The sequence below is a fragment of the Mucilaginibacter aureus genome (assembly GCF_053514885.1).
The window spans coordinates 4,140,170-4,166,080 of sequence record NZ_CP170601.1; the positions used below are offsets into that span (position 1 = coordinate 4,140,170).

A 25,911-nucleotide genomic window follows, 5' to 3' on the forward strand; every position below is an offset into this window, starting at 1 on the left:
TAATACTGTAAAGTTACAAGTTATAGCTACAATTGCCATTTGAAGTAGAATCTTACAGCAGCGGCGACATTAACCTGGCCACTTTTTCGGGTAATTGTTTGTACGCGGGCCGGTTTTCCCACCTGGCGGAGTTTAACTTAACCGAATGTTTCAGATCATCGTAAAAAGCATCACGCAGTTTGCCGGCAGTTTTGTCATCGTAAATCATACTGTTCACCTCAAAGTTGAGCTCAAAGCTACGGTGATCCATATTGGCCGTGCCGATAATGGAAAGCTGACCGTCGGACACAATGGTTTTGGCGTGCACAAAGCCTTTTTGATACAGGTATATTTCCACACCAACAGCTAACAGATCGCCATAGTAAGAGCGGGCCGCATAATCAACAAAGGCCGAATCTGATTTGCCCGGAACCAGTATCTTCACCTTAACACCGCTTATGGCTGCTATCTGTAACGCATCCAATATGTTTTCGCCTGGGATAAAGTAAGGTGTGGTGATCAGTATTTCTTCTTCGGCCAGGCCAAATACCTGCAAAAGCGAAAACATAATGGTAGGCTGATCCGAATCTGGCCCGCTGGCGGCTATTTGTACTATTGATTTACCTTTGGGGTCGGGTTTGGTTGGAAAGAAATCGGGTTCGGGTTTTAGGTGCGAGTCCGAACAAAAATTCCAGTCGCATATAAACAGGTATTGCAAATAATAAGCTCCCGGCCCGGTTATTTTAACGTGGGTATCGCGCCAGTAAAGCTCACCTTTTTTATTATTGATGTAACGATCGGCTACATTAATGCCGCCTACAAAACCTACGTATCCATCAATCACAATTATTTTGCGGTGATTGCGGTAATTCAACCTGTTAGCTAATGCTATAAAATAGATCTTGTAAAATGGAAAGGCCTGCACACCTGCTTCTATCATTTCGGGAACGAGCTTTTTGCGGATAGAGCGGCTGCCAAAATCATCGTATATAAAACGCACTTCAACGCCTTCACGGGCCTTTTCAATTAAAACATCCTTGATCTGGTTGCCGATCACATCATCCTGAAAAATATAATACTCGATATGGATATGGTGCTTAGCCTTTTTCATTTCGGCAATCACCTCCGGAAACTTTTCTTCACCATTAAACAGAAGCTTTACCTCGTTATTTCCTGATAAGGGGCTCATGCTGTCGTTCAATAAAAAACGGGCCAGTCTTTGATGCTTTTGTATCTCAGGTTCGCCGCTGTTCCATGCTTTTTCCGATTCGACGGTTATCCGTTTCCGGATATCGCTCAGCATCCGGGTATCAGTTATTATCTTTTTGCTGTACAGTTTGTTTTTACGGTAATTGGCGCCAAACATAAAGTAAGTGCCGACGCCTATTAATGGCAAAAATATAACACCGAGTATATAGGCAAGCGTTTTTGTGTTAGAAGGCGTATTGTAAATAACGTGCAGGCAGGTGATGAAAATAAGGATACCATATGTGATTTCGCCTATTAATAATAAATCTACACCGGTAGTTGATTGGTCCATGGTTTGTGACGATTGAGGATCACGACGAGATAACGCAAAATAGTGAATTAAGTTCGATAAATTATGGTTATTTATTATTCCCGCTAAATCTGCATGGATTTGATACCCGTTATTTTTAATGAGGCTTATCCAGTTTTTCCGAAATATTTCTGATAGACTCATCCAGGCTTTGGGCTGCGTTTTGCAGATGATCTTCTACCTGTTCATAATCTTCACATTTGTTTTCACTGTGTTTCAGGATATCCACTATGCCCAATATATTAGAGAGGTGTTTGCGTACTTCGTGCGAGTTGATGAAGGCCAGCTCTTCCTTATGTGATGTAAATAAAAGCCGTTCATAATATCTTTTTTGCCTGATGTTACGGTAAAACATAAATACGGTTACAGTAACAAACAAACCAATAATGCTCATAAAAATGAGCAATAGCCGTTGCCGCTGATAAACTTCTTCTTTATGCAGATAAGCGCCCTGCATCTCGTCAACTTTGATCTGGGCAGTGATATTGCCAACCTGTGTCAGCCTGTTGATCTGGTCTTCCGACTGTTGGAGTGCCATTTTGAAGTTGTATTTCGCCTCTTTATAATCATTTTTTCTTTCGGCTACCTGCCCTAAAACCTGGTACAGGTGCAACTTTATTTCCGGGTGATTATTTTGCGCCGGATCGGCAAGCATTTGCTGAATGATCTTTTTGGCCGAATCCGGTTTCCCGGCATTGTAGTAAGCATCGGCCAGATTTTGCCGGTCGATATTATCAAATACGTATAAAGGATCCGTTTTTAAGGCGATGATGCTTTTAATAGCGCTATCGTAATTGTGCTGAAGCAGGGTTAAATAATAGTCGGTTCTTTTTCTGTAAATGTATAATCGGTAGGTTCCTATCCTGGTATCGTGCAGCGTAGCATTGTATTTTTTAACCGAGTCAATATTACCCAGTCTGAAATAATTGTCTGCCAGGTTATTGTTTATCGCGTTTTTAAGGCGCTGTTCGGGCAGATGGGCGCGATCAAATAGCGATGATGCTTGGGTTAAATAATATAACGACTGGTTATAAAGGTTGTTCCTGTAATAGATATCGGAGATATTGATATCGACCAATACTTGTGAATAGGGGTCCTTAAGCGTTATTGCTTCTTTTTTTGCCGCCCTGAAACTTGATACCGCATCTATAGTATGGCCCTTGTAGGTTTGCAGAAACCCTAATTGGGTAAAAAACATATACAAAAAATAATGATCATCATTTTCATTGGCCAGCTCAATGCCTTTTAGTATTGCATTTTCAGTCGCACCGATATGCGGTAACCGGCTTTGGTATATGGTTTCGGTAAAATAATCGTACAATGCTTTATTTTCTATACTGTAAGCAATAAGCAGGCTATCGAGTTGCTTTTTTGCCGTAGAAAGTTCGCTCAGAGGCCTGTCCTGCCAAAAATTACGCACATAGTTAACAAGCCTTCTTTCCCGGGTAACAGTATTGGTTAGTTTAAGAACGTTGATCAGACTATCTGTTTTAAGAGGTAGAGGTTTTGCGTTGGAAAAAAGGGCAAAGCAAAGTAAAAATACGGTGAAGCAGTATATCTTTAGCATAAAAACGAATTTAGCAGGTGCACTTACAGGAAATAAACAACTGATGATTATATAAGTTTAAGATAATTGGGGATGCCAGGCCTATCGGATTGACTTAGCCGGCATTTGCCTGGTTGTCATTAATCGAAAGTTTAATCTACGAATCTTTCTACGTTCCTTTTCTAGACCAGGGCTATAATATTTTTTAAGATCGTCGGGTATCTGTCTGAAGGAGATCAATTCGCGTCCGTATCCGCTTCTTCTTTCAGCTCGTCTTCTTTTTTGCCATGTCCCAGGCTGATCTTCGGTTTATCCTGGGTGCCGGTAATATGCATCGGGATACCAAAGATGCCAAAGGGCGGCAAACCCAAACGAAAATCGAGATTGAGTTTATTATCAAAGCTAACCTGACCGCCAAATTTAAGCCGGAAACCGGCCATTCGCATTTTAGTTTGTTTAATGGTGATGATGTTGTTGGCTATAGCAGTTTCGATGTTTACTTTGGTTGCATCGCCGGTATCAATTTTATGGTTAGTAGTTTTACTAACCGAACCAAATAGTTTATAGCCCTTCATTTTAACCTTTTGTGCCGATAGTACGCCTCCGCCCTTAAGCGATGAGTAAACCGGCATCATATTGCTGTTAAGCTTGCCTGCTATTTTATAGTCGAGCGATATTAAACCTTCGGCATGTGCCGCCGAACTGGCCAGATCGTGAAATAGCTTGATCTGGTTGTAGGCCTTTTTAACGTCGAAATCTTTGGCATTGATGTGGTAATCAAATGCCGCCCTTTGCGGATTGATAGCAGTATAACTGCCATCCATACTAACCGGGGTACCAATAATATTAAATCCGGTTTGTTTTAAAGTAATACGCCCATCGGCAACATTTAACTGCCCTTTAAGGTCCTGAATATTCAGGCCGTTATAATGCAGTTTTTTTACATCAGCCGAAAGGTTAAGATCAACCGTTTTGGGTACCATGATCACACCGGTAGCTGCGGTGGTTTTGGTACCGGCCGGCGCCGTTCCGGCGAAAGCCATAAAATCATCGGCAATAATACCGCTGCTGCCAAAGTTCAGGTCGCCTTTTAGCACAGCCCCCGGCCGGACGGTGTAATCTATCACATTGCTTAGCGAACCATTTAAGTAAATAACAGATCTGCCGTAAGTAGCCTTAAACGCATCAAACAGCATTTTATCCTGGTTAAAGCTAAAGCTACCCTCGTTTATAAAAAACGGCAGCGGGAACAGCTGCGATGTTATGGCTATGTTTTTAACCTTTAACGTTCCCGAATTATTAAGCTGGCTGTAGTTGCCAGCCACGGCATCTTGTTGATTGCCCTTTAACGATACATTGGCCTGGATGGTACCTTTCACATCATATCCCTTCACAGCAAATACCTGGTAAATCTTGCCGATATCTAAAATGCCGTGCGATACAATATGGTAATTTACATTGCTGAAATCTTTCAGATCGGCTTTAAAGAAAAAAGGTTTACCCTCAAACGTAAACGAAATAGGTTTGATATCAACCCGCATCCCTTTTAACGAACCTGTACTATTGGTGATATTGGTGCTCACCTGTATATTTTGAATAGGGTGCGGGTAGTATTTGGTTTGGATGGACCCGTTTTGCAGCGCGATACTGGCCTTAACAACCGGGAATACATGTTTGGCCGCAATATATTTTCCCTTGGTTTGTACATCGGCCAGTAACATTCCCGCAACGGACATGCTATCCAGAGGGTAGAACTTTTTAATATCGGCCAGGTCAAAACTGGCTTTCAGATCAGACACCATGGGATAACCCGGTGCGGCGCTTGCTTTAAAATAACCCTTAAGGTAATTGTTGATCACATTGGCTTTGATGTTCTGTATCTCGAATGTGGCGTGTTGATAGTTGTTGTCGGGGCATGCGGCGTTGATATCAAAACTGATGTTTTTAACTGCTTCGGGCAAATTTGCATATTTAAAAAAGCCGTTACTGAAAGATGATTTAAGGCTAAATTTAGGTATGCTGGTAATCGTAGTATCTGCTTTTTTGCCCTTACGGATGATACTGGCGGCATACCTGCCCTGCGCCAATAAATGTAACGAGTATTTTCCTTTCAGTTCAACCGGTTTTACATCAAAGGCCTTGTTCCATTTTTCAACATCGATATCGGCGTTCAAACGGGTGTAAATATCCGGCTGTTTCATGCCTTTTACTTTTACAATGGCACTCAGGTAATCCTTACCGATGTTCATGTACAACGAGTCGAGGTTTACATTCAAACTGTCGGGATCAAGGCCGGGTAGTTTGGTGCTAAAGTTGAGATACAGGTTGCGGATTGGCTGCGGCGCGTGCGGGTTTTTAACATAGCCGTTGCGGATCTGTACGTTCAAACTCAGATCGGGCGCAATGCTATCAGCAGCGATATATTTACCGGCTACGCGCAGGCTTATATTACCTATGCCGCCAACCTGGGTATGCTCAAGCATTTTTAAATACTCGGCAGGCAGGGCGGTAAGCATGTCATTCAAGGCACTTTCGTGCGAGTTGATGTTGAGGTCCATATCGTACCCGTTTTTAATGAACCCGAACCGGCCGATAAATTGTACCGGCAGTTTGTTGATCAGCAGGTTGTTTTGCTGAAACAGAAATTCGAGCGATTTGGTGTTGATCTTGGTGATCAGGTCGGCATGCAGTTTTTTAGAAAGCAGGTATTGCTTATTGTCATACGAAAAATCAACCGAGGCCATTTCGGTATGCGTATGCAGGTCGAACACGTCTTTACTCAGATCGCCTCTGCCGGTATAGTTAAGGCCACGGGCCACAAACTGCACGGGTATGGAGCGATCGTTGTAAACCAGGCGGCTGTTTTCGATCAGGATCTGATCGATACCTAACGATACGCTGCCGGTATCAGCTGGTGTACTTGTTTTTTGTTCAGGTTTAGATCTGTATACATTGTAGTTGGCGTGCCCGGCGGTATCGGTTTGTATATTGATAAACGCCTGGGTAAAGTATACCTTGTTAATGGTTAAATTATCCCTAAATAAGGTGCTCAGGTTGATGCCCAGCGAAACCTCTTTGGCGGCAAGCAAAGTGTCGTTTTGAAAAGGCGCACTGCCCTTCAGCAAAAAATCGTTAAGGGTGAGCGTTAGATTGGGGAAGTGCCTGAAGAAAGACAAACGCGTACCCGAAAACTCTATCTTACCGTTAATGCTGCCATTGGCCCATTGCTTTATTTTATTATTTACTGTTTGCGGGAAAAGGTAGGGAAGCGAAAACAACAGGATCAATAAGCCAGCAACGGTTATCGCAACGATCTTAAAGGTTTTAAATATTTTTTTTCTGATGGTGCTCATACCAATGGTGATCTGCAAAAACGAAAAGACGACGCACGTATTTTTTTCTGTATTAACACAAAAATAAGTAATAGTTATACAAAGAGGGGTGTATTTGTTAATATTTAACTCAGGGAATTAATTAATAGTTATAGTTTTGTTTTTTAATTAAATAGTCGGTTTTTAAAGCGGTTTTTCCCGGTTGAATTTGATAGAATTTTAAGATAAGTAGTAACTTTATCATAACTAAATAATAGATGTCCGCACTACTTAAAGTACCAGCAAAAAACGAGGTTGCGCCCGAAGCACAAACCACATTTGATAATTTAACCAAAGCCATGGGTAAGGTGCCTAACCTGTATGCAACCATAGGTTACTCTGCCAATGCGCTCAACTCGTATATGGCTTACGTGCAGGCGCAGGCCAAAGGTTCTTTCCACGCCAAAGAGCGTGAGGCAATTTACCTCATCGTATCCCAGCTAAACGGCTGCGAGTATTGCCTGGCATCGCACACGGCAAGTGCTATGCGCTTTGGCTGGACGGAAGAGGAGACGCTGGCATTGCGGGCAGGTACCTATCAAAAGGGCTACTGGCAATTGCTTTACAAAGTCATCCGGTCGGTTATCGAAAACAAAGGTGATGTTGCAAAAGAACTCCTGGACGAATTTTTCGAATCCGGCTATACCGAAAAAGAACTGATGGACCTGATGGTGCTGATCAATGTAATGACTTTTACCAATTATACTTACCGGTTAACAAAGATCCCGATAGATTTTCCGTTGGCTAAACCAATATAATTATCATACAATATGAATAAACCAGCCAACACCGATGCCTACATAGCCAGTTTCCCGGCTGATGTACAAACCAGGTTACAACAACTCAGGACGTTAGTTAAAACAGTTGCACCTGATGCTGCCGAAGTGATCAGCTATGGTTTGCCTGCTTTTAAGCAAAAAAGCGGCATGCTGGTTTGGTACGGCGCGCATACCAGTCATATCGGTTTGTACCCGCGGGCCTCGGCTATTGAAGCTTTCGCCGATAAACTGAAAGCCTACAAATTTGCCAAAGGCTCTATCCAGTTCCCGTTTAACGAACCACTGCCGGTTGACCTCATTACCGAGATCGTCAAATTCCGGGTGGCCGAGAATATGCAGAAGGCGAAGAAAAAGTAAATGGCAATGAATTTTGAATGGCCAATATAGAAGTGGTTTGGTAATGGGCCATTCAAAATTCATCATTCGATATTCAGCAATACTACTTCGCTACTTCCAACCTCACTACATCATAGCAAATACCGCTGCCCACAGCTCCGGCCGGAATAGTGAGCACAATTTTGTTTTCGCCGGGTTTCAGCAATGCCGCGTCGAAGTTAAAATCCCGCTCCACCCAGGTACCTTCAATACCATCGCGCATCATGCTTGCGCCGCCGCCGCCAATATCGGTATCGGGGCCAACTTCTGTACCGTTAACAGATATACCCAGTGAGCGTGCCGCCGAACCCGAAATGCCGAACCGCAAAGTTGCTTTGCCCGTTGTTGGCGCATCTTTGGGCATGGTAAAATTGATGGTCCATGGCGTGGCCCGGCCCTGGTCGCGGCCATCAGGTTTATTATCAATATCATGCGGAACATGATAAATGTACCAGTCTTTGGCCGGATCAGACTTACCCACCGTAAAGTTCACGTCATTAGGGAAATATTTGGCATATTCAATGTACATACCCCAGTGCCAGTGGTCGTCGCCTTTATAAAACTCTTTGGCGCTGCGGTTTGGCGTACCTATCTGGAAGATCTGCTGGCCAAAATGTACCGGTTTCCATTCAATGGTTCCCAGGTCGAGCTTTTGCCCCGGCGTAATGGTTACGTTCGCTGTAGCATCATAAGCCCCAAGCACACCATCGGCAACGGCATGCAACTGGTAAATACCGGGGCGAACATTCGGAATAGTGAATGTGCCATCAGGCGCGCCCTCCGTCCAAAACTCGTAGTGCTTGGCATCGTTTTGCCAGGTTAAGGGCTGTGGCTGAAAGTTAAAGTTACGCTGCCCTGCAGGCCGCGGCGTTACATAAGTGCCACGATTGGCACGTTTGCCATTAGGTAATAACCTGGGTTGGTTAGCCGTATCCGCAGTGCTTTTAGCAGGCGGCGGCGGTATATCAACCTTTACGGTTTGGGTTAACACTACCGTTGTATCCCTGCGGCGCGGCTGACGGGGTTGTGCCGGCTGGTCGGGAAATGACAGGCCAACAAGCAAATTACCAAATTTGGTCATCGGGTTTTGCGGATCAACCAGTTTTAGTTTCCCTTTAACCGTAGCACGTTCGGCGGCTAAAGGGTAGTCAACGCCTTTTACCCAGTTATATGGCCAGCGGGCCTGTTCTGTCGCCACTTGTTTTTTGGCATCTATAAACAGTGTTTTTGGATCATTACCGGTAGGTACATAAATAAATATCGGGCCAACAACTTTTGTCCATGCTTCGTTATCGCCAAAGTTCAGTTCGCTGCCGCCATAGTGTGTACCGCGCCAGTAATCCAGCAGGGTAGGGTCGCCACCATCGCCATCGTCAATGTGGCCCGTCAGCTCAAAGTGCAGCGGCCCGCTCGACAGGTATTCAAACGACGGGTTGATGATATACAAACCTACTTTTTCCTTTGTTGACGACCAGCCGAATGCAGGGATCTTGCTCTGGTCGGCCGAGTAATCATATTTATGCTCCGCACGGCCGGCATAGGGCCCGGTAGTTAACCTGCGCGATTCCTTCATGTTCAGATCAGTGCCCTCGTCCCAGTCTTTACCGGTAGGCATCAAAAAATTACGCTGCTCGTCAACCGATAGCCAGTCGAAAACCTTACCCGAAAGCTTGAACCCAAAACGCGATTCGCCTACCGAACCGGCAGGGTAGGTGTCCTGGTGTGTAAATATGGCATAAGTATACAGGCCATGTGCGCCGCGTTCAAGGGTATAGCGTATCTCCAGGTCGGCAATTAAGCCGCCACCCTGGCCGGCAGCCTGCGGGCCGCTACCCAATATCGATTTACCATCAGAGTATCCTTTAACCGAAACCTCGGCACGGTCGCCGTTAACGTTTTTGGGATCAATGGTTATAGCAGTAACTTCGCGCGGTGCACGTGCGGGGCTTTGTTCCCAGTAACCGGCATGGTGGCCCGATACGTAGCCCATCAGCTCGATATTTGGTGTAACAGTTTTAGGTGTGGTTACCGAGGTGAGGTCGCCGCTGCGTTTGTTCACTTTTATGGTGAGGTAGCCGTTGCTCAGCGTATACGTTTGCGCATCCTCGGTAACGGTAACCGCTGGGGCTGATGCTTTTTTTGCTTGTCCAAAGCCGGTAAGCGATGAAAAAACGATCATAGCCGCAGCTAATAAAAGCGTATATTTATTCTGCATAATGGTTGTGTATTTTGGTTTACCCGATAAATGTAACCGGAGTGTTTATAAACAGCATCCTGTACTGTGTGCCTGTGTTTAAATTGTTACATTAGTAATACCATGATCTTTGGAAAGTATATGAGCATAATCAATCAATTAGCTTCGGCACTGGGCCGCCGCGACGAAGAACCCAACCAACAACTGGCCAAACAAATTGCCGATAACAGCGATACCGCGGCCGTAAAGGAACTGATCGATAACCTCAGCAATAAAAGCAAGGATATACAGCACGATTGCATCAAAGCGATCTACGAGACAGGTACGCTGAAACCTAAGTTGATAACGCCATACTGCGCCGAACTGGTTAAACTGCTCGATAGTAAAAACAACCGTATGCAATGGGGCGGTATGACGGCCCTGGCTACCATAACCTCCGAATGCCCCGATATCATTTTTGCCAACCTCGGTAAACTGGTGGCTGTTGCCGAAGCGGGTTCGGTAATTACTAAAGACAATCTGATGGCCATTCTGGTCGAGCTTTGCGCGATACCGCGATACGCCGGCGATGCTTTTGCTTTGTATAACGAACAACTGATGGGTAGTTTAACTAACCAACTGCCCATGTATGCCGAGCGGGCGTTACCCATCATCAACGATCAAAATAAAGCTGCCTTTATTAAAACCTTAAATTCACGCTTAGGCGATATTGAAAAGGATACCAAACGCGCAAGGGTAGAGAAGGTGATCAAAAAACTACAAAAATGATTTTGATAATTTTCCTGACCTATGCGTCCGCAAAAGGTGGGTATTTGTCGGTATTTTTCAGTTGTGTTTCTAAATTTTGTTAACAAATTTGTAATTAATTTAAGAACGAGAGCCTTAGCATACAAAACACGGCCATGCTTAAATATACATAAAATTAGCCGGAATTGCAAAAAATAACAGCCAAAAACGCGTTAGGGATAATAGCGGATACCGGCTCGTGGCTAAGGCCCGTGCAGTATGAGCGGTTAGCCCGGCCCGAAGGGAACGCCCAAGGTATTACAACAATATAAAGGAAGGTCACCTTCTATCTTTTGTGTATCAATCTTTTATCCCTTTTTTATATAAAAGCAAAATCCGATAAATTTATCTTTCAGTATATTTTGAAAGTTTAATAATTTATGTATCTTTGTATCATGAAAACGATACAACAATTGATATTTCTGGCAGGGGTAGGGCAACTCTGCCTGGTTACCGGCAGCGTATTTATTCCGCGGATATTAAACTGGCGGGCTGAATTAACCAAAGTGCAGCCCATCATTAAAAAAATGTTCTGGGTGTATGCTTTTTATATCCTGACTATAAACCTGTGTTTTGGCCTGGTATCAGTTTTTGCTTATGCTGATATGACCAATGGTTCAAAGCTTGCCACACTGGTCACCGGTTTTATCGCAGTATATTGGATCTCACGTCTGCTGATCCAGTTCCTGGTTTTGGATAGAACAAGCTTTCCCAAAGGCCTGTGGCTCAGGATCGGTGAAACAGCATTGGTGACTTTATTTGTATTTTTAGCTGCGGTTTACAGCTGCGCATGGTATCATAATCTTTAATTATGCCGGGCCTGTTATTGCACATCGTTTGCTTTGCGCTGATCAACCTGTTGTTGATCCTGTTGGGGTACTCTATTGTAAAACGTGGTATGATATGGCTAAGCTGGTTGTTACTTGTCCTGTCCGTCACCACTGCCGATCTGATTTTCATTAACGAGATACCCGTATGGCGCATGCTGGCTATTATCGCTACAACCTTCACAGCCATGAAATTGATTGCCGTTGCCGAAGCTTATAAAGGTAAAAGGCTCGGGCTAAGCTTTAAACAATGGGCCATATTCGCTTCAAGCTGGGCAGGCATGCGTGCCGAACCGTTCGAAAGCTTAGGTGGTCCTGCTTTGCCCAATGCACTGCCGATGGTGAAGTTTGGCATTAGCCGGATTGTTATAGGGCTTGTATTGATCGCCGCGGCCCACGGGGTTGTTGCTTTGCATTTACCATCCATCACCAATTATATCCTGGTAAGCGGCTTATTATTGGTGGGCCTGAGCCTGATACTGCATTTTGGCTTATTAAGCATCAGTGCCGGCATGTGGCGCAGGCATGGTGCAAATACTTACCTGTTGTTCCGCCAGCCCGCAACAGCATTAAGCCTCACCGAGTTCTGGAGCAAACGCTGGAACATCGCTTTTAGCGAGATGACCTCCGTAGCAATTTTTCGCCCGCTGAAAAACAGGGTAGGGGCGCCCGTAGCTTTAATGCTGTCCTTTGCCTTTTCGGGCCTGCTGCACGAACTGGCCTTAAGCCTGCCCGTAAATGCCGGCTATGGTTTACCAATGTTGTATTTTATCATCCAGGGCCTGGTGGTTTTATCCGAAAAATGGCTGGTCGTTAACAATATTCTTTTTCTTAAAAATAAGGTCATCGCCCGTATATGGGTATTCTTCTGGCTGGTTGTGCCAATGCCTTTGCTGTTCCACGAGCAATTTATTAAACACGTAGTTTGGGTGCTGGGCGGGGTAAAATAAATTCACCTCACCACCGTCCTAAACGTTAAATTAACCCGTGCCCGCGTAATCAGCTTAGTTGGCGGTAAGCGGTGCAGCCAGTGGGTTTGCGTAGTATCCTTCATTACCAGTAAACTGCCATGTTCCAGCAGTACCTGTACCGTTTGCTTGTTTTGTTTGTGTTTAAACATAAACCTGCGTTCGGCGCCAAAGCTCATTGAGCCAATGGCGCCGTTACGTTTCAGGTCCTTTTCGGCGTCGCTGTGCCAGGCCATGCCTTCGTCGCCGTTGTGGTACAGGTTCAGCAGGCACGAGTTAAATTGCTCGCCGCTTAATTGCTCGGCCAGTGCTTTAAGTTCTAAAAGTTCTTTGGTCCAGGACAGGGCGCGTTTGGTGGTATTGGAGTAGGTGTATTCAAACTCACCATCGCCATACCAGGCCACTTTACGTTTGGTTACAATTAGTTTACCGTAAATAACGGCCTCATCGTTTTTCCATTCAATGGTATTTAACAAGGTATCCAGGTAAGCATTGGCTTTAGCAGATGGCATTATTTTGCCATAATAATTTACCGTTCCATCACCGGGTAACAGGTTTTTGTTCGTATCGGTTTGATCGTTAAATAAATCCATCTTTAACTTAATGCATCATGAAATATCACACCTAAGGTATACCGTTCGCCGCTGTGCAACTCGCTTACGCCATGTTTCATATTTACCCGGTAATAACCCTTGCTGCCCTTTACCGGGCGAAAGTTGGTGGTAAATATCAACATATCGCCTTTGCCTGGTTTTAGCACAATAGCTTTTGATTGCGCCCTTGGCGTTTGCTGTACCAGTACAAATTCGCCACCGGTATAATCGGTATCTGTTTGGTTTAAAAACAGTACCGCTTGTATGGGGAAATCCACATCGCCATACAGATCCTGGTGGAGGGTATTAAAACCGCCCGGCCCGTATTTAAGTATCAGCGGCGTAGGTTTTAACTGCCCGGCCGTGTGGCATTGTGCCTGCAGTTCTTCAAACTTATCCGGGTAGCGCGTGCCTATATTCAATACTTTCATCCAGGTGTTGGCAATAGGGGCAAGCCGGGGGTAAACGCTTTCGCGGATGATTTGTATCGTATCCGGCAACGGGTAATTAAAATATTTATATTCACCCAAACCAAACCGGTAACGTTCCATCACTACGGTCTTCCGGTAAGCATCGGGTTTATTGTAGCTGTCTTGCAGTTCAGCACATTGCGTATCGGATAACAATCCGGGGATAACAGCATAACCTTGCTCATGCATGGTTGCGGTAATAGCCTCCCAATCCAGCGAGGCTATTGTTTGTTCTACCTGCATCGGCTTAGCTTAATTGGTTTGTTTTAACACCTTCCCAGCCAATAATTGCTGCCTTACGGGTTGGCCCCCACATATAACCGCCAAATGTCCCGGTGGACTGGATAACCCGGTGGCACGGAATTAAAAACGCTACCGGGTTGCTGCCAATGGCCGTACCCACCGCTCGCGACGCATTAGGCTGATCGATCTGTTTTGCCAGGGTTCCGTAAGTGGTTAGCTTACCCATCGGTATCTTGAGCAGCGATTCCCACACCTTCAGTTGAAAGTCGGTACCTTTCAGGTGCAACTTGATCTGGTTGAGCTTGCTCCAGTCGTTCTGAAAGATAAACAAGGCGTTTTGCTGTGCCAGGTCCAGCTTACGGGTAAACCCGGCGTTTGGAAAATTACTGATCAGATCCTGCAAAGCCTGTTGCTCATCCTCGTTAAAAGCCATGTAGCAAATACCTTTATTGGTTGATGCTACGATGAGGTTACCGAACGGGCTCTCGGCAAAGCTGTAATTGATGCTCAGGTTTTTGCCGCCGTTCTTATATTCGGCAGGCGTCATCCCCTCAATGTTAATAAACAGGTCGTGCAGGCGGCTGGTGCCGGAAAGGCCGGTTTCAAAAGCTGCATCAAAAAGCGTAGCCTGATTATCTTTCAGTACCTTTTTGGCATACTCGATACTGGTGTACTGCAAAAACTTTTTAGGCGTAGTGCCCACCCATTCGGTAAACATCCGTTGAAAATGGAACGGACTTAAATTTACTTTTTCGGCAACTTCGTCCAAATTGGGTTGCTCTTTAAAATTCTCGCTGATATAACCTATCGCCTCTGCAATGCGGTTATAATTGATGATTTCCTGTGTGCTCATTGTTATTGATTTATAGTACAAAGGTGTGCACTACAGGCGGGCCATAAAATCCGAAACTTGCGGTGTTTTGATCATGCGATATTAACTACAGGCGTTTTACGAAGCGTAGCCGCCACGCGTTTAATGAACAGGTAATTTGCCGAGCCGCCAATTACGGCGCCTACCACAGGTATCAACCGTTCAGCGGTTTTTGAGCCGATGTTGATGAGTAGCTTTTCTGCCACTTCTTCCATTATATTTTTGGTGACGGTGACGCCCGCATCTACTTTTAACGATGCAGCTACGATCTTAAAAAAGTCATCAAAACTTAGTTTATACGTGCCGGTGTTATGGTAGGAGATAGCCATGGTAACTCTAAACTGCTGGGTGATCAGGTTCACCATATCCAGCGGAACGCCTATCAGCATGGTAGTTAAGCCGCCGGCACCGGTTACCACACCCGAAGCGGCTGCCAATAAGGCACACTGGTTAGTAAACTTATCAATACCCATCTGGTCGACACCCTTTTTGATGCCCAACTGGTCTATCTGGTTAAATATCTTCTCAAAGCCATCGTTTGATAGTTTTTTAAAGCTTTCTTTAATATCCAGCCTTACTTTTTTAAGGTCGAATTTACGGACGGTTAAGATGTTCATGGCTTATGGTATTGATCCGGATAAGTATATGCTATTTCCATGCCAATAATTTCGGTATTATTAATTAGTATATTGTTGAATATCAATATTATTGCATATATTGTAACGGAATATCCGCCTGCTATTAGTTGTAATTTATAAATCGGTTTCTATCGGGAAACTATTTTTCAAATATCTTAAACACCTTACCTATGTCAAAAAAAACAATTGTATTTATTCACGGACTTTGGATCCACAGCAGTTCATGGCAGCCCTGGATGGATTTTTTTAAAGAGCAAGGCTACGAAACCCTGAACCCGGGCTGGCCCGGCGATTCGGCTACTGTTGCCGAAAGCCGTGCAAACCCGCAGGCTATTGCAAACCATGGGGTTACCGAGGTTGCCGATAGTTATGCCAAAGTTATTGCATCACTTGCCGAACCGCCAATTGTTATCGGCCATTCATTCGGCGGACTGATCGCGCAAATATTATTGGGCCGTGGAATTGCCGCAGCGGCCATAGCCATCGATCCGGCGCCGATGAAAGGCGTGTGGCAATTACCGTTTTCGGCGCTAAGGGCATCGTTTGCGGTATTGAGTAACCCGTTCAATCTCAAAAAAGCCGTATCGTTAACATTCGGTCAGTTTAAATATGGGTTTGCCAACGCCGTTCCCGAAGCAGAAGCTCACGAACTATACGACCTGTGGGCGATACCGGCTCCCGCCCGCCCGCTTTTCCAGGCGGCTACGGCTACCTTTGCCGGATCGGAAACTAAGGTGGATACAGCCAACGCCACACGCGGTCCGTTATTGATAACAGGTGGTGACAACGACCATATTGCACCGCCGGTACTGGGCAAGGCGTCGTTAAAAAAATATAATTCATCTGTAATTACGGAGTTTAAGCTGTTTGAGGGCCGCGGGCATTCGTTAATTGTTGACCACGGCTGGAAAGAAGTGGCCGGGTACAGCCTGGCCTGGCTCAACAAAAACGGACTGTAAGTAAACATATCGGGAACAAAGCTTTCGCACTTAAAATAAAAATTCGTTTATTTGCCCTCCCGATAAAATGACTCCGTAGCTCAGTTGGTAGAGCAAATGACTCTTAATCATTGGGTCGAGAGTTCGAGCCTCTCCGGGGTCACCAAAAGCACAGTAGTACTCAAATATTGCTGTGCTTTTTTCTTACTTTTTATACCTCAATAGTTTCTACATCGTCTTTAACATATACATCATACCTATTTGAGCAAGCTTACTCAGTAAAGCCTAATATTTGCTCTCCTTGCTTGTGTGTTATAATAGCAACAACCTTCACTAGCCTATTTAAATAGAACCGGACGAGATTAATCACAAATAATTTTGATAGCGGTATTTGTTTGAAAGTGATCGACAGCTGCCTGCAAGCGCCCGTATGTCTCCCGGAGTTTGCCTGCGTAATTATTAAACACTGTAGCATAACCCTCGTGGCTGGTCCGCCATTGCATATAAATAACAGAGATTGCGCTAATAGCAGTCATGAGGTCATTAACCTGAACATCTTGTGATGGAGAAGCCTGAAAAAACTGGTTTACCGCGATCATATTTGGTGTGATCAGGTTGTTATAAATGAGTGTCGTGTTTTGAGGATTTTGTGCCGAAACCAACAGCCAAGCCGCGGCATTTATCCGAAGCTGATGTTCCAGGTCTTGCCGTTGCTGGCTCTTAACAGCAGCGGGATCACTAAATAATGCTGTAGTTTGCTTTGTAAGCGTCATGAACGCGGCGTTCCAATCTGTCATGAGGCTATTCGCCTTTGCATAGTGTTCTTGATATTTCGCCTCGATTTCCGGCCCAAGCTTGTGCAAAAAATCAAGATTGCTTGTGAGGTAAAACAATTGTTCATTATTACTATGCTCCTCACCAGTGCTGTTGTAAATAAAAGCTTTGACAAGTTGATGAATATCAATAGCGGCTAACTTATCGGTATTCAAAGATAAAAAGCCAAAGGCTTCCGCAGAAAGGCGTTGGGATGCAGCCAGTCGTTTGGCCAGGTCAGCACATGATGCAGCGAAGGTTTCGACAGGAGCTGAAAAATTGGGCACCCAGGTATAGAATAAGGCTTTCAATTGTCGGTATTGTCGCCTCCGTTCCAAGTTAAGTTTTAACCAAGTGGCAAATAAGCCCAACCCGAAAACAAATAGGGTTACGCAGGCGGGAATTAGATACTTAAGTACATCATCACTTAGTAGAGATTCGGAATGTGGAGATTTTTGTATCAATAAGGTCATCGGCAATATGGTTGTTTTATCGAAGATAATTATATAGCCTTAGATCTCAAGTGGCAAAGCCATTACTTATATTTTGTATAATAGATTTGCTATCGGCCTCACTTTATGTCGGATATACTTCTTTCAACGCAATAATTTTCTTACAATCCTCAATAAATGAGTTCGATATCCGTATATTTGGGGGCACTATTTTAAAAAGTAAAAGCACATTCTCATTAAGGGTGTGCTTTTTTATGGTTGCAGAAGAAACAAAATGCCCTGTATAAATAATAGATTTCAGCAATATTTAAAAGCGATAAATAATCGTCAATATACTATTACAAGTTAGTTACTGTGAAGAAAATAATTTTACCCGCCCTGTTAATTATATTAGTTATCTCTGCCTGTACAAAAGAACCTGGTGCATCCACCGCCAGTTTAGCCATAGTAGGTAAATGGTATTATACCCAGGATACGCTCAGAACGTATAAGAACGGCGTTTTACAATCGATCAATACTACGGGTGTAACTTTGAACGGAACAAGTTTTAATCAGTTTAATAACGCCGGCAGGGGCTCAGTTCTGATTAGCGGTAACAGTAATGCTTTTACCTATTCGATAACCGGCAAAATAATTACTTTATATAAAGCGGCACAAAGCATTGGCGGAGTTGCCATACCCCCCGCAACAGAGTTTGCAACCATCAAAACCTTAACTGCCACCCAACTGGTGTTGTTTTATAGCGATACCTCAGCAGACGCACAGGGTAACACAATTTTAAGCACAGAAGTTGCTTGTTTTGGGAAGTAACAAAGCAGGAGTTTGATTTTTTTAACAGATAAAAGCCTTTAGCGAAAGCTGAGGGCTTTATTGTTGGTTGCGCTGATGTGTAGTGGTAAAATAAGTGCCGTACGTATTGTATGCAACATATTGTTACCAACATGGAGGAAAAAAGATCCACAGCTATTTCACGCAGAAGTTTTGTTTCGTCGATCGGGGTATTTGGCGCAGTTGTAGCGTTACAGGTACGGTCGTTTGCCGGTAGTACAGAACCTCAAAAGCAAAACCTGCCCATATTAAAAAGCGGCCCATATTTGCAGGCGCCTTCGGCAAATAGCATTACAGTGCGCTGGTTAACTAATGTACAGTGTTTTAGTTGGGTTGAGTATGGCGAAACGTTTGATAAACTTGACCGCAAGGCCGAGAGTGAAAGTTTTGGACTTGTACAGGCATTTAACACCATAAATGCGATTAGCATTAACGATTTGCAACCCGGAAAAAGATATTTTTACCGTATTTGCTCAAAAGAAATTAAAATATTTGAGCCGTATAAAATTACATTTGGCGATACTTTTACAAGCGAGGTTTTTTCGTTTAATACTGCTGATCCCAAAGCCGGTAAAGTTTCGTTTTTGGTTTTTAACGATATACACGACAGGCCCGAATCCTTTTCGCTGTTAATGAAATATAATGGCGACCGTAAAAACGATTTTGTGTTTTTAAACGGTGATATGTTCAATTTTCAGGTAGATGAAGATCAGCTGGTAGATCATTTGCTGAAGCCTTTTGGTACATTGTTCAACACTGTTCCATTTTTCTTTTCACGGGGTAATCATGAAGTAAGGGGTAAATTTGCCAGAAACTTGCCCCAGTATTTCAACAGCGAAAAACCTGCATTCTACTTTTCATTTCAATATGGGCCCATGTATGCTATTGTGCTTGATTCGGGAGAAGATAAAGAGGATAACAATGTTTCTTACGAAGGAATGGTTGATTTTGACCGTTACCGGATAGAACAGGCCGCATGGCTGGAAAAGGAAATTAAAAAGCCAGCGTTTAAAAAAGCGAAGTATAAAATTGTTTTCAGCCATATCCCATTGTATAATTCGGGCGATTGGCATGGAACCATGCACTGCCGGCAGGTATGGGGCCCGATTTTAAACAAGGCTAAGATCAATTTACTGATCTCGGGGCATACCCATCAATATGGTATTCACCTACCAGTTCCCGGCGAACATAACTATCCCATCGTTATTGGCGGAGGCCCGGGTAATAACATCCGTACTATTATTAAAGTTGATGTTGATGATACCGCCTTTAAATTAGAAATGCTGGATGACAGCGGGAAACGGGTAGGCGAGATAACTATTTGATCGGGACGCACATTTGTTCCGCCCATGTTGGTGTTGTCACCAACATGATATTACTGTTAAACCCACTACCAATTCCCGCCACAAAAAACTAACTTTGGGTACCAGTATAACATCAATGGACAATACAAGAGTATACAAAATGTCGTTTGCGGGCGTTTATCCGCTCTATATCAATAAGGCTGAGCGAAAGGGCCGTACCAAAGCCGAGGTAGATCAGATCATTTTTTGGTTAACCGGGTATGACGTGCAAACACTGCAGCAGATTATTGACAATAAAACCAATTTCGAAACCTTTTTTGCGCAAGCGCAGCTCAACCCAAATGTATCAAAGATCACCGGGGTAATTTGCGGTTATCGGGTTGAAGAAATTGAGGACCCGCTGATGCAAAAAGTGCGTTATTTGGATAAACTGATCGATGAATTGGCAAAAGGAAGAGCCATGGATAAAATTTTACGAAAATAAGTACGGTTCAGGGGCAATACATCAACTTTTTAGCTATTTTAGCTCAGTTAAACCACCGTTTTCCGTGCTCAAAAATCTCATCACCGCTGTATTATTTTGCAGTTTATTGCAGGCTGTTCAGGCGCAGATCATCAACAATGCCGATGTCCTGGCGCGCAAACAGGTCCCCGTTTTGTGTTACCACCAGATACGCGACTGGCGTAAAAGCGATAAACAGGCTGATAAGGATTATATCATCCCGCCGGAAACATTTAAGGCCCAGATCAAAATGCTGGCCGATAGCGGATATCACACCATACTGCCCGATGCCTTGTTTGATTACCTGACTAATGGTACGCCGTTGCCCGCCAAACCCGTTATGCTCACTTTTGATGATACCGATGGCGACCAGTATGAAATAGCGCGGCCCGAGCTGATGAAGTACGGCTTTAAAGGCGTATACTTTATCACATTTACTAATATCAATAAAAATAAGTATTACATGAGCCGCAGCCAGATCAGGCAGTTATCCAACGAGGGGAACGTGATTGCCTGCCACACGCAGGATCATACCAATTTTAAAAAATACACCGCTCAGGATTGGGAACCACAGATAGGCATTCCCACCAAAAAGCTTGAGCTGCTTGCTGGTAAGCCCATTAATTATTTCGCCTTTCCGTTTGGGGAGTGGAATTCGCAAGGATTGCCACAATTGCATAAATATGGTTTTAAGGCAGCCTTTCAGCTCTCCATGCCGCGCGACCCTAACGACCCGCTGATGACCATCCGCCGTATTTTAAGCTGCGGTTACTGGAACGCCGAAACGCTCGATTACAATATCAAACATGATTTTGGCCGCCCTTCGCCCAAATTGGCATCGCTGGCAAAGCCAAAGCAACAGCCTGCCAAAACTACGGCCAATAAATAAGCTGGAATTAGAAATAGCGTATAGCTGCATTTTTCCATTCTTGCAATAACAGTTTTTGATTAGTAAATTTAGTGCATACTTAACCAAACCTGTTATCACAAATTATGGAAAACAACGTAACTGCAACTGATGCTACCTATGACGAACTGTACAATTACGCGGTAAAAATGAGTTTGTACGGCAACAAAAACTCGTACGAAATTAAAAATGCCTTACTTGAACGCGGCATGAACGAACAAGACGCCGATGTTATTATTGAAAACATAGAGGGCCAAATTACCGATGCGCGCAGAAAGAAAGCACAAAAAGACATGCTGTACGGGGCGTTATGGTGTATTGGCGGCACTGCCTTAACCCTGGCCAATATTGGGTATATATTTTGGGGCGCTATTATTTTTGGCGGCATTCAGTTTTTCAGAGGGGTATCTAATCTTAAATAAGAGTTACATTTTATCGGTCGATTTGATGTTAGTGTTCTGTTTTTATGGAAAGATCAAATAGCGAAGCAGTTAGTACGTATATTGAAAAATTAGATGCGCCCGTGGCCGCAATAGTTGAGGCTTTAAGGCGCATTATTTTAAGTGCCGATGCGGAGATAGGCGAGGAGATCAAATGGAATGCGCCAAGCTTTTTTTACACCGGCGAAATGAGGCCCTTTAATCCTAAAGAATACAAGCGGCACATTATTGTAATGAACCTGCATAAACGCATTTTGCTTGTTTTGCCAAGCGGCGCCAAAGTGAACGATACCAGCGGGTTACTGGAAGGCAGTTATACCGATGGCCGCCGCCTGGTAACCATTAAAACTATGGATGATGTTACCCAAAAGGAGGCGGCCCTGAGATCGGTGATCAAAGATTGGTTGAAACTGGTGGAGAAATAACTATTTCTTTCCGGTTATCAGTTTCCCGATATCTCTTTAAGGATCTCCGCGAAATTGCTTTGCCCCCAATGTTCGGCATATTGGCCGTCGCGTAAGCGGATGATATCAATTACCTTGATCTCAACCTTTTTATTGCTTGGCGCGATACCGAATATTTCGCCGGTATGTGTAGCATAAATGGTTTTACGGCTGGTTACCAGGTCGCCTTCGGCAACCTGCTCGTGTATCTCAACTTTCAACCCGGGGAAACCTTTGCGTAATACATCATTTAAAAAGTAATAGAAGCTTTCGGCGCCATTGGGTGCACCAGCCGGCGCAGAGTGGTTGATCACATTACCGGCCAGTAATTCATTAAAAGAAGCGGGGTTACCCTGTTCAATACATTCGGCATTAAAGCGTTTAACTACGGCTTTGTTTTGTTCTGTTGTGTAGCTCATTTTGTGTTGCTTTTGTTTAATGCAAACATAGTTTGCCAAAAGCGGGCCGGTATAGGGCTAAGCACTCAAAAGCTGTTGCTAACGGTTCAAACTACCTCGCTGTAGGCTTTGGGCGTTACACCAAAATGTTGTTTAAACGATTGGGAGAAACTCGAATGGTTTTCGTACCCTACCTTGTGGTATACCTCGCCGGGGCGCTCGCCGTTTTTCAGGATCAGTTCACCGGCCAGCTCCATCCGTTTTTGCAGCAGCCATTTTCCCGGCGGCATGTCGTAAATATCTGTAAACCGTCGTTTAAAGGTCGATAAGCTCAAATTACAGATAAAAGCAAGCTCATCCAGGCTAATGTTATTGGTGATATTCAATTCAACCGCTTTCCTGATCTCCAGGTCTTCCAGTTCCCGGTTTTTGGTTAGCGGAAAGGCAAGGAGCTGCAGGGGGCAAACTTCCAGTAAATGCAGCATCAGTTCTTCAAATTTTAGCAATTGCATCTCGCGCGAAATAATTGCCGGCGACCGGAAAAGCAATTTAAGCGATGCGATATAATTGTTTACAAAATCATCCTTTTTAAAAGCGATATAAGGTTCGGTGGTAACTGTTCTGCTCTTTTTAACAGCCGCTATCTTATCCTGGTATTTTGAATAAAAGTCGGCGAGGGTTTTGTTTGAGAAAAAGATCAGCACACTTTCAAACTGCACGACCTGGTGCAGATCCATCGTTACAATGCAGTTGCCCGCCGAAAGAAAATGAAATTCGCCATGCTGTATGTTTACCGTTTTACCGGCAAAATGCATGGTTTTGGTACCGCTTATTACCAGGCTGATGGCATTGGTATGTAATACGCTTTTACCTTTAAACGAACCAACAGGCGCATGGTAATGATGAATAAAAATATCATCGTGCCGGTTTCCCTTTCCGGTGATGATATCCTGCGGTAAATTAAAAATTTCCATGTGAGTTGATAACGGTGTTAAACAAATATCGGTATCCGGATGCTTTACACATATCATTTAAATATCAAAAAATTATACCTTCGGTTATATATTTATACTCATGCTATCCTTCAAAAAACTATTTAAAATTACGCTGTTCGTCAGTGTTTTATGTTTGTTTAACTTAACCGCAAATGCACAGAAAAGCCAATTGCCGGTTCAGGAGATCTGGCAGCGCGATTACCAGCCCTTTCGCATTGCCGGCAACCTGTATTATGTTGGTACTTTTGATTTGGCCTGTTATCTCATCACCACGCCGCAGGGCCATATCCTCATCAATACCGGACTGGAAGATTCGGGCCCGATGATTAAGCAACACGTGGAAGCATTAGGCTTTAAATTTAATGATATTAAGATACTGCTGGCTACACATGTGCATTACGACCATGCAGGCGCTTTGGCCTGGATCAAAAAGGAAACCGGGGCCAAACTGATGATAGAAGAAAACGACGCACCTGTTGTGGCCGATGGCGGCAACTCTGATTTTTTATATGGTGGTAAAGGCGCTTTATTTCCACCGGTAAAAGCCGATAAATTATTGCACGACCAGGAAGTGGTTAAACTTGGCGATGCAAAGGTAGCTGTTCTGCATCATCCCGGGCATACCAAAGGCGCCTGTAGCTTTTTGTTTGATGTAAAGGATGATAAACGCTCGTACAAGGTGCTCATTGCTAATATGCCAACAGTTTTAAGCGAAACCAAACTTTCGGGAATGCCAACGTACCCGAATGTGGGTAAAGATTATGCTTACACCTTAAAGGCCATGAAAGATATCAAATTTGATATTTGGCTGGCATCGCACGCCAGTCAGTTTGATCTGGAAAAGAAACATCAACCTGGAGATGGTTATAACCCGCAGGCATTTTTTGATCAGAAAGGGTACGATGCAGAACTAAGCGATCTGCAGCAGCAATATGATAAAAGGTTGAACGATAAATAAAAAAGGCTCCCGGATTTTCCGGGAGCCTTTTGCTCGTGTAGAGCGGTATTTTTATGCAGTCGCGTACATTTCTTCGCGTTGCTTCTGAACGGCGTCGCTGTTAATGTATTCGTCGTAGGTCATCAGTTTATCGATAACGCCGCCCGGAGTGAGCTCGATGATGCGGTTGGCAACGGTTTCGGTCAGCTCATGGTCACTCGAGGTAAATAGGATAGTGCCTTTAAAATCCTTCATACCGTTGTTCAGCGCAGTGATCGATTCGAGGTCGAGGTGATTGGTCGGTTCGTCAAACAACAATACGTTGGCTTGCTGTAGCATCATGCGGCTAAACATGCAGCGCATTTTTTCGCCACCGCTTAACACGTTGCTCTTTTTCAAAACCTCTTCGCCCGAAAACAGCATCCTGCCCAAAAATCCGCGGATAAACTGATCATCCTGGTCGCCTTCGCTGTATTCGCGCAGCCAATCGATCAGGTTCTCGTCCTTGCCTTTAAAGTAGTCGGCGTTATCAACCGGGATATCGGCAGCCTTTATGGTCACGCCCCATTTAAAGGTACCTTTAAAATCGGTATCGCGGCCCATTAAAATATTGTAAAATGCCGTAGTAGCTAAGCTGTTTTGCGACAGGATGGCAATTTTATCACCTTTATTTACCATCAGGCGAACATCGTTAAACAATACTTCGCCGTTAAGGCTTTTGCTTAAATGCTCAACCTGTAGTATCTGATCGCCAGCCTCGCGGCCCAGGTTATTGAATATAATGCCCGGGTATTTACGGTTTGATGGTTGGATCTCGTCAAGATTGATCTTATCCAAAGCCTTTTTACGGCTGGTAGCTTGTTTTGATTTGGAGGCGTTGGCGCTGAAACGGCGGATGAAATCCTGCAATTCCTTAACCTTGTCTTCCAGTTTTTTATTCTGATCAGACCGTTGCTTCAAAGCCAACTGGCTCGATTGATACCAGAAGGTGTAGTTACCGGTGTAGATCGTCATTTTACTAAAGTCGATATCCACCACGTGGGTACAAACGGTATCTAAAAAGTGCCTGTCGTGCGATACTACCAGTACAATAGCCTCGTATCCCGCAAGGAAATCTTCCAGCCATGCAATGGTGTTGATATCCAAATCGTTGGTAGGCTCATCCAGTAATAAAATATCGGGTTTGCCAAATAAAGCCTGTGCCAGTAACACACGTACTTTTTGGTTACCGTCAAGCTCTTTCAGCAATTTGTAATGGTGCTCTTCTTTGATACCCAAGTTGCTCAGCATGGTAGCGGCGTTGCTTTCGGCGTTCCAGCCATCCATTTCGGCAAAAAGGTTTTCCAGTTCGCCCGCGCGCTCACCGTCTTTATCGGTAAAATCTTCCTTCAGGTAAATGGCGTCCTTTTCTTTCATTACGGCGTACATTTCTTTGTAGCCCATTAAAACGGTTTCAATAACCGGGAACTCATCAAACTGGTAGTGATTTTGGTTAAGCACAGCCATACGCTCACCGGGGGTAAAGCTGTAGCTGCCGCTGGTTGGGTCAATTTCGCCCGAAAGAATTTTCAGGAAAGTTGATTTACCGGCACCGTTAGCGCCAATAATACCATAACAATTGCCCTGGGTAAACTTTAAGTTAACATCCTCAAAAAGTGTGCGTTTTCCATAACGCAATGAAAGATTAGAAACGGTAATCATGCCGCAAAGGTACGGCTTTTACAGCGAAGCTAAAAGCGCGGAGTATTGATTTATC

The 25,911-nt window shown here is 44.2% G+C and carries 25 protein-coding genes and 1 tRNA gene; 14 read left to right on the forward strand and 12 right to left on the reverse strand.

What is annotated here, in order from left to right; genetic code table 11:
- Window positions 1–52 precede the first annotated feature (52 nt).
- The 3 genes from cls to ACFGVR_RS17600 all read right to left on the reverse strand — a co-directional run bounded on the left by cls (window position 53) and on the right by ACFGVR_RS17600 (window position 6,436).
- A complete protein-coding gene (gene cls, locus ACFGVR_RS17590; RefSeq protein WP_448698673.1) occupies window positions 53–1,519 on the reverse strand; it encodes a cardiolipin synthase in 1,467 nt (488 codons plus the stop codon).
- 115 nt (window positions 1,520–1,634) lie between these two features.
- On the reverse strand, window positions 1,635–3,104 hold the full coding sequence (locus ACFGVR_RS17595) for a tetratricopeptide repeat protein (protein WP_448698674.1): 1,470 nt from the start codon (window positions 3,102–3,104) through the stop codon (window positions 1,635–1,637).
- Between the two features lie 215 nt (window positions 3,105–3,319).
- Window positions 3,320–6,436: an AsmA family protein gene (locus tag ACFGVR_RS17600; protein ID WP_448698675.1), complete on the reverse strand. Its 3,117-nt coding sequence runs from the start codon at window positions 6,434–6,436 to the stop codon at window positions 3,320–3,322.
- Window positions 6,437–6,672: 236 nt separating this feature from the next.
- On the opposite strand from ACFGVR_RS17600, the gene ACFGVR_RS17605 reads away from it, so the two are divergent.
- Window positions 6,673–7,212 (forward strand): carboxymuconolactone decarboxylase family protein, encoded by a 540-nt coding sequence (locus ACFGVR_RS17605; protein WP_448698676.1) that lies wholly within the window; start codon window positions 6,673–6,675, stop codon window positions 7,210–7,212.
- 12 nt (window positions 7,213–7,224) lie between these two features.
- Complete coding sequence (locus ACFGVR_RS17610; RefSeq protein ID WP_448698677.1) at window positions 7,225–7,590, forward strand: iron chaperone; 366 nt, start codon at window positions 7,225–7,227, stop codon at window positions 7,588–7,590.
- An 82-nt stretch (window positions 7,591–7,672) separates the two neighbouring features.
- On the opposite strand, the gene ACFGVR_RS17615 is transcribed toward ACFGVR_RS17610, so the two are convergent.
- Complete coding sequence (locus tag ACFGVR_RS17615) at window positions 7,673–9,823, reverse strand: polysaccharide lyase family protein (protein ID WP_448698678.1); 2,151 nt, start codon at window positions 9,821–9,823, stop codon at window positions 7,673–7,675.
- Window positions 9,824–9,943: 120 nt separating this feature from the next.
- On the opposite strand from ACFGVR_RS17615, the gene ACFGVR_RS17620 reads away from it, so the two are divergent.
- The 3 genes from ACFGVR_RS17620 (at window position 9,944) to ACFGVR_RS17630 (ending at window position 12,365) form a co-directional block, all read left to right on the forward strand.
- A complete protein-coding gene (locus ACFGVR_RS17620; protein WP_448698679.1) occupies window positions 9,944–10,570 on the forward strand; it encodes a hypothetical protein in 627 nt (208 codons plus the stop codon).
- Between the two features lie 413 nt (window positions 10,571–10,983).
- Window positions 10,984–11,397 carry a hypothetical protein gene (locus ACFGVR_RS17625; protein WP_448698680.1) on the forward strand — a complete coding sequence of 138 codons (414 nt, stop codon included), beginning with the start codon at window positions 10,984–10,986 and terminating at the stop codon, window positions 11,395–11,397.
- A gap of 2 nt (window positions 11,398–11,399) precedes the next feature.
- Entirely contained in the window at window positions 11,400–12,365 is a 966-nt protein-coding gene (locus ACFGVR_RS17630) for an MBOAT family protein (RefSeq protein WP_448698681.1), read from the forward strand.
- 2 nt (window positions 12,366–12,367) lie between these two features.
- Here ACFGVR_RS17630 and ACFGVR_RS17635 read toward each other — a convergent pair whose 3' ends face one another.
- The 4 genes from ACFGVR_RS17635 to ACFGVR_RS17650 form a co-directional block, all read right to left on the reverse strand.
- Window positions 12,368–12,976: an alpha-ketoglutarate-dependent dioxygenase AlkB family protein gene (locus ACFGVR_RS17635; RefSeq protein ID WP_448698682.1), complete on the reverse strand. Its 609-nt coding sequence runs from the start codon at window positions 12,974–12,976 to the stop codon at window positions 12,368–12,370.
- 2 nt (window positions 12,977–12,978) lie between these two features.
- Window positions 12,979–13,689 carry a 2OG-Fe(II) oxygenase gene (locus ACFGVR_RS17640; RefSeq protein WP_448698683.1) on the reverse strand — a complete coding sequence of 237 codons (711 nt, stop codon included), beginning with the start codon at window positions 13,687–13,689 and terminating at the stop codon, window positions 12,979–12,981.
- Window positions 13,690–13,693: 4 nt separating this feature from the next.
- Window positions 13,694–14,542, reverse strand: coding sequence for a bifunctional helix-turn-helix domain-containing protein/methylated-DNA--[protein]-cysteine S-methyltransferase (locus tag ACFGVR_RS17645; RefSeq protein ID WP_448698684.1), 849 nt, complete (start codon window positions 14,540–14,542; stop codon window positions 13,694–13,696).
- 71 nt (window positions 14,543–14,613) lie between these two features.
- The gene (locus ACFGVR_RS17650) at window positions 14,614–15,177 is read right to left on the reverse strand and encodes a hypothetical protein (protein ID WP_448698685.1); all 564 of its coding nucleotides are present in this window, start codon (window positions 15,175–15,177) and stop codon (window positions 14,614–14,616) included.
- Between the two features lie 191 nt (window positions 15,178–15,368).
- Between ACFGVR_RS17650 and ACFGVR_RS17655 the strand changes: the two genes are divergently transcribed.
- Both ACFGVR_RS17655 and ACFGVR_RS17660 read left to right on the forward strand, forming a co-directional pair.
- Entirely contained in the window at window positions 15,369–16,157 is a 789-nt protein-coding gene (locus ACFGVR_RS17655; RefSeq protein WP_448698686.1) for an alpha/beta hydrolase, read from the forward strand.
- A 69-nt stretch (window positions 16,158–16,226) separates the two neighbouring features.
- Window positions 16,227–16,302, forward strand: a tRNA-Lys gene (locus ACFGVR_RS17660).
- A 196-nt stretch (window positions 16,303–16,498) separates the two neighbouring features.
- Here the strand turns inward: ACFGVR_RS17660 and ACFGVR_RS17665 are convergent.
- A complete protein-coding gene (locus ACFGVR_RS17665; RefSeq protein ID WP_448698687.1) occupies window positions 16,499–17,422 on the reverse strand; it encodes a hypothetical protein in 924 nt (307 codons plus the stop codon).
- Window positions 17,423–17,755: 333 nt separating this feature from the next.
- Here ACFGVR_RS17665 and ACFGVR_RS17670 point away from each other — a divergent pair, with 333 nt between their 5' ends.
- From ACFGVR_RS17670 to ACFGVR_RS17695, 6 genes are all read left to right on the forward strand, one after another.
- The gene (locus ACFGVR_RS17670) at window positions 17,756–18,211 is read left to right on the forward strand and encodes a hypothetical protein (protein ID WP_448698688.1); all 456 of its coding nucleotides are present in this window, start codon (window positions 17,756–17,758) and stop codon (window positions 18,209–18,211) included.
- A gap of 131 nt (window positions 18,212–18,342) precedes the next feature.
- A complete protein-coding gene (locus ACFGVR_RS17675; RefSeq protein ID WP_448698689.1) occupies window positions 18,343–19,554 on the forward strand; it encodes a metallophosphoesterase in 1,212 nt (403 codons plus the stop codon).
- Between the two features lie 115 nt (window positions 19,555–19,669).
- Complete coding sequence (locus ACFGVR_RS17680; RefSeq protein ID WP_448698690.1) at window positions 19,670–20,017, forward strand: DUF2200 domain-containing protein; 348 nt, start codon at window positions 19,670–19,672, stop codon at window positions 20,015–20,017.
- Entirely contained in the window at window positions 19,971–20,924 is a 954-nt protein-coding gene (locus ACFGVR_RS17685) for a polysaccharide deacetylase family protein (protein WP_448698691.1), read from the forward strand. Before ACFGVR_RS17680 ends, ACFGVR_RS17685 begins: the two co-directional genes overlap by 47 nt.
- 104 nt (window positions 20,925–21,028) lie before the next feature.
- A complete protein-coding gene (locus tag ACFGVR_RS17690; protein WP_448698693.1) occupies window positions 21,029–21,364 on the forward strand; it encodes a hypothetical protein in 336 nt (111 codons plus the stop codon).
- 44 nt (window positions 21,365–21,408) lie between these two features.
- Window positions 21,409–21,807, forward strand: a complete 399-nt coding sequence (locus ACFGVR_RS17695) for a DUF1801 domain-containing protein (RefSeq protein WP_448698694.1) — start codon at window positions 21,409–21,411, stop codon at window positions 21,805–21,807.
- Window positions 21,808–21,824: 17 nt separating this feature from the next.
- On the opposite strand, the gene ACFGVR_RS17700 is transcribed toward ACFGVR_RS17695, so the two are convergent.
- Together ACFGVR_RS17700 and ACFGVR_RS17705 are read right to left on the reverse strand one after the other, a co-directional pair.
- Complete coding sequence (locus ACFGVR_RS17700) at window positions 21,825–22,244, reverse strand: ester cyclase (RefSeq protein ID WP_448698695.1); 420 nt, start codon at window positions 22,242–22,244, stop codon at window positions 21,825–21,827.
- An 86-nt stretch (window positions 22,245–22,330) separates the two neighbouring features.
- A complete protein-coding gene (locus tag ACFGVR_RS17705; RefSeq protein WP_448698696.1) occupies window positions 22,331–23,197 on the reverse strand; it encodes a helix-turn-helix domain-containing protein in 867 nt (288 codons plus the stop codon).
- A 100-nt stretch (window positions 23,198–23,297) separates the two neighbouring features.
- On the opposite strand from ACFGVR_RS17705, the gene bla reads away from it, so the two are divergent.
- Window positions 23,298–24,176 (forward strand): subclass B3 metallo-beta-lactamase, encoded by an 879-nt coding sequence (bla, locus tag ACFGVR_RS17710; RefSeq protein WP_448698697.1) that lies wholly within the window; start codon window positions 23,298–23,300, stop codon window positions 24,174–24,176.
- A 51-nt stretch (window positions 24,177–24,227) separates the two neighbouring features.
- Here the strand turns inward: bla and ACFGVR_RS17715 are convergent, their stop codons facing one another.
- Window positions 24,228–25,856 (reverse strand): ABC-F family ATP-binding cassette domain-containing protein, encoded by a 1,629-nt coding sequence (locus tag ACFGVR_RS17715; RefSeq protein WP_448698698.1) that lies wholly within the window; start codon window positions 25,854–25,856, stop codon window positions 24,228–24,230.
- Window positions 25,857–25,911 lie beyond the last annotated feature (55 nt).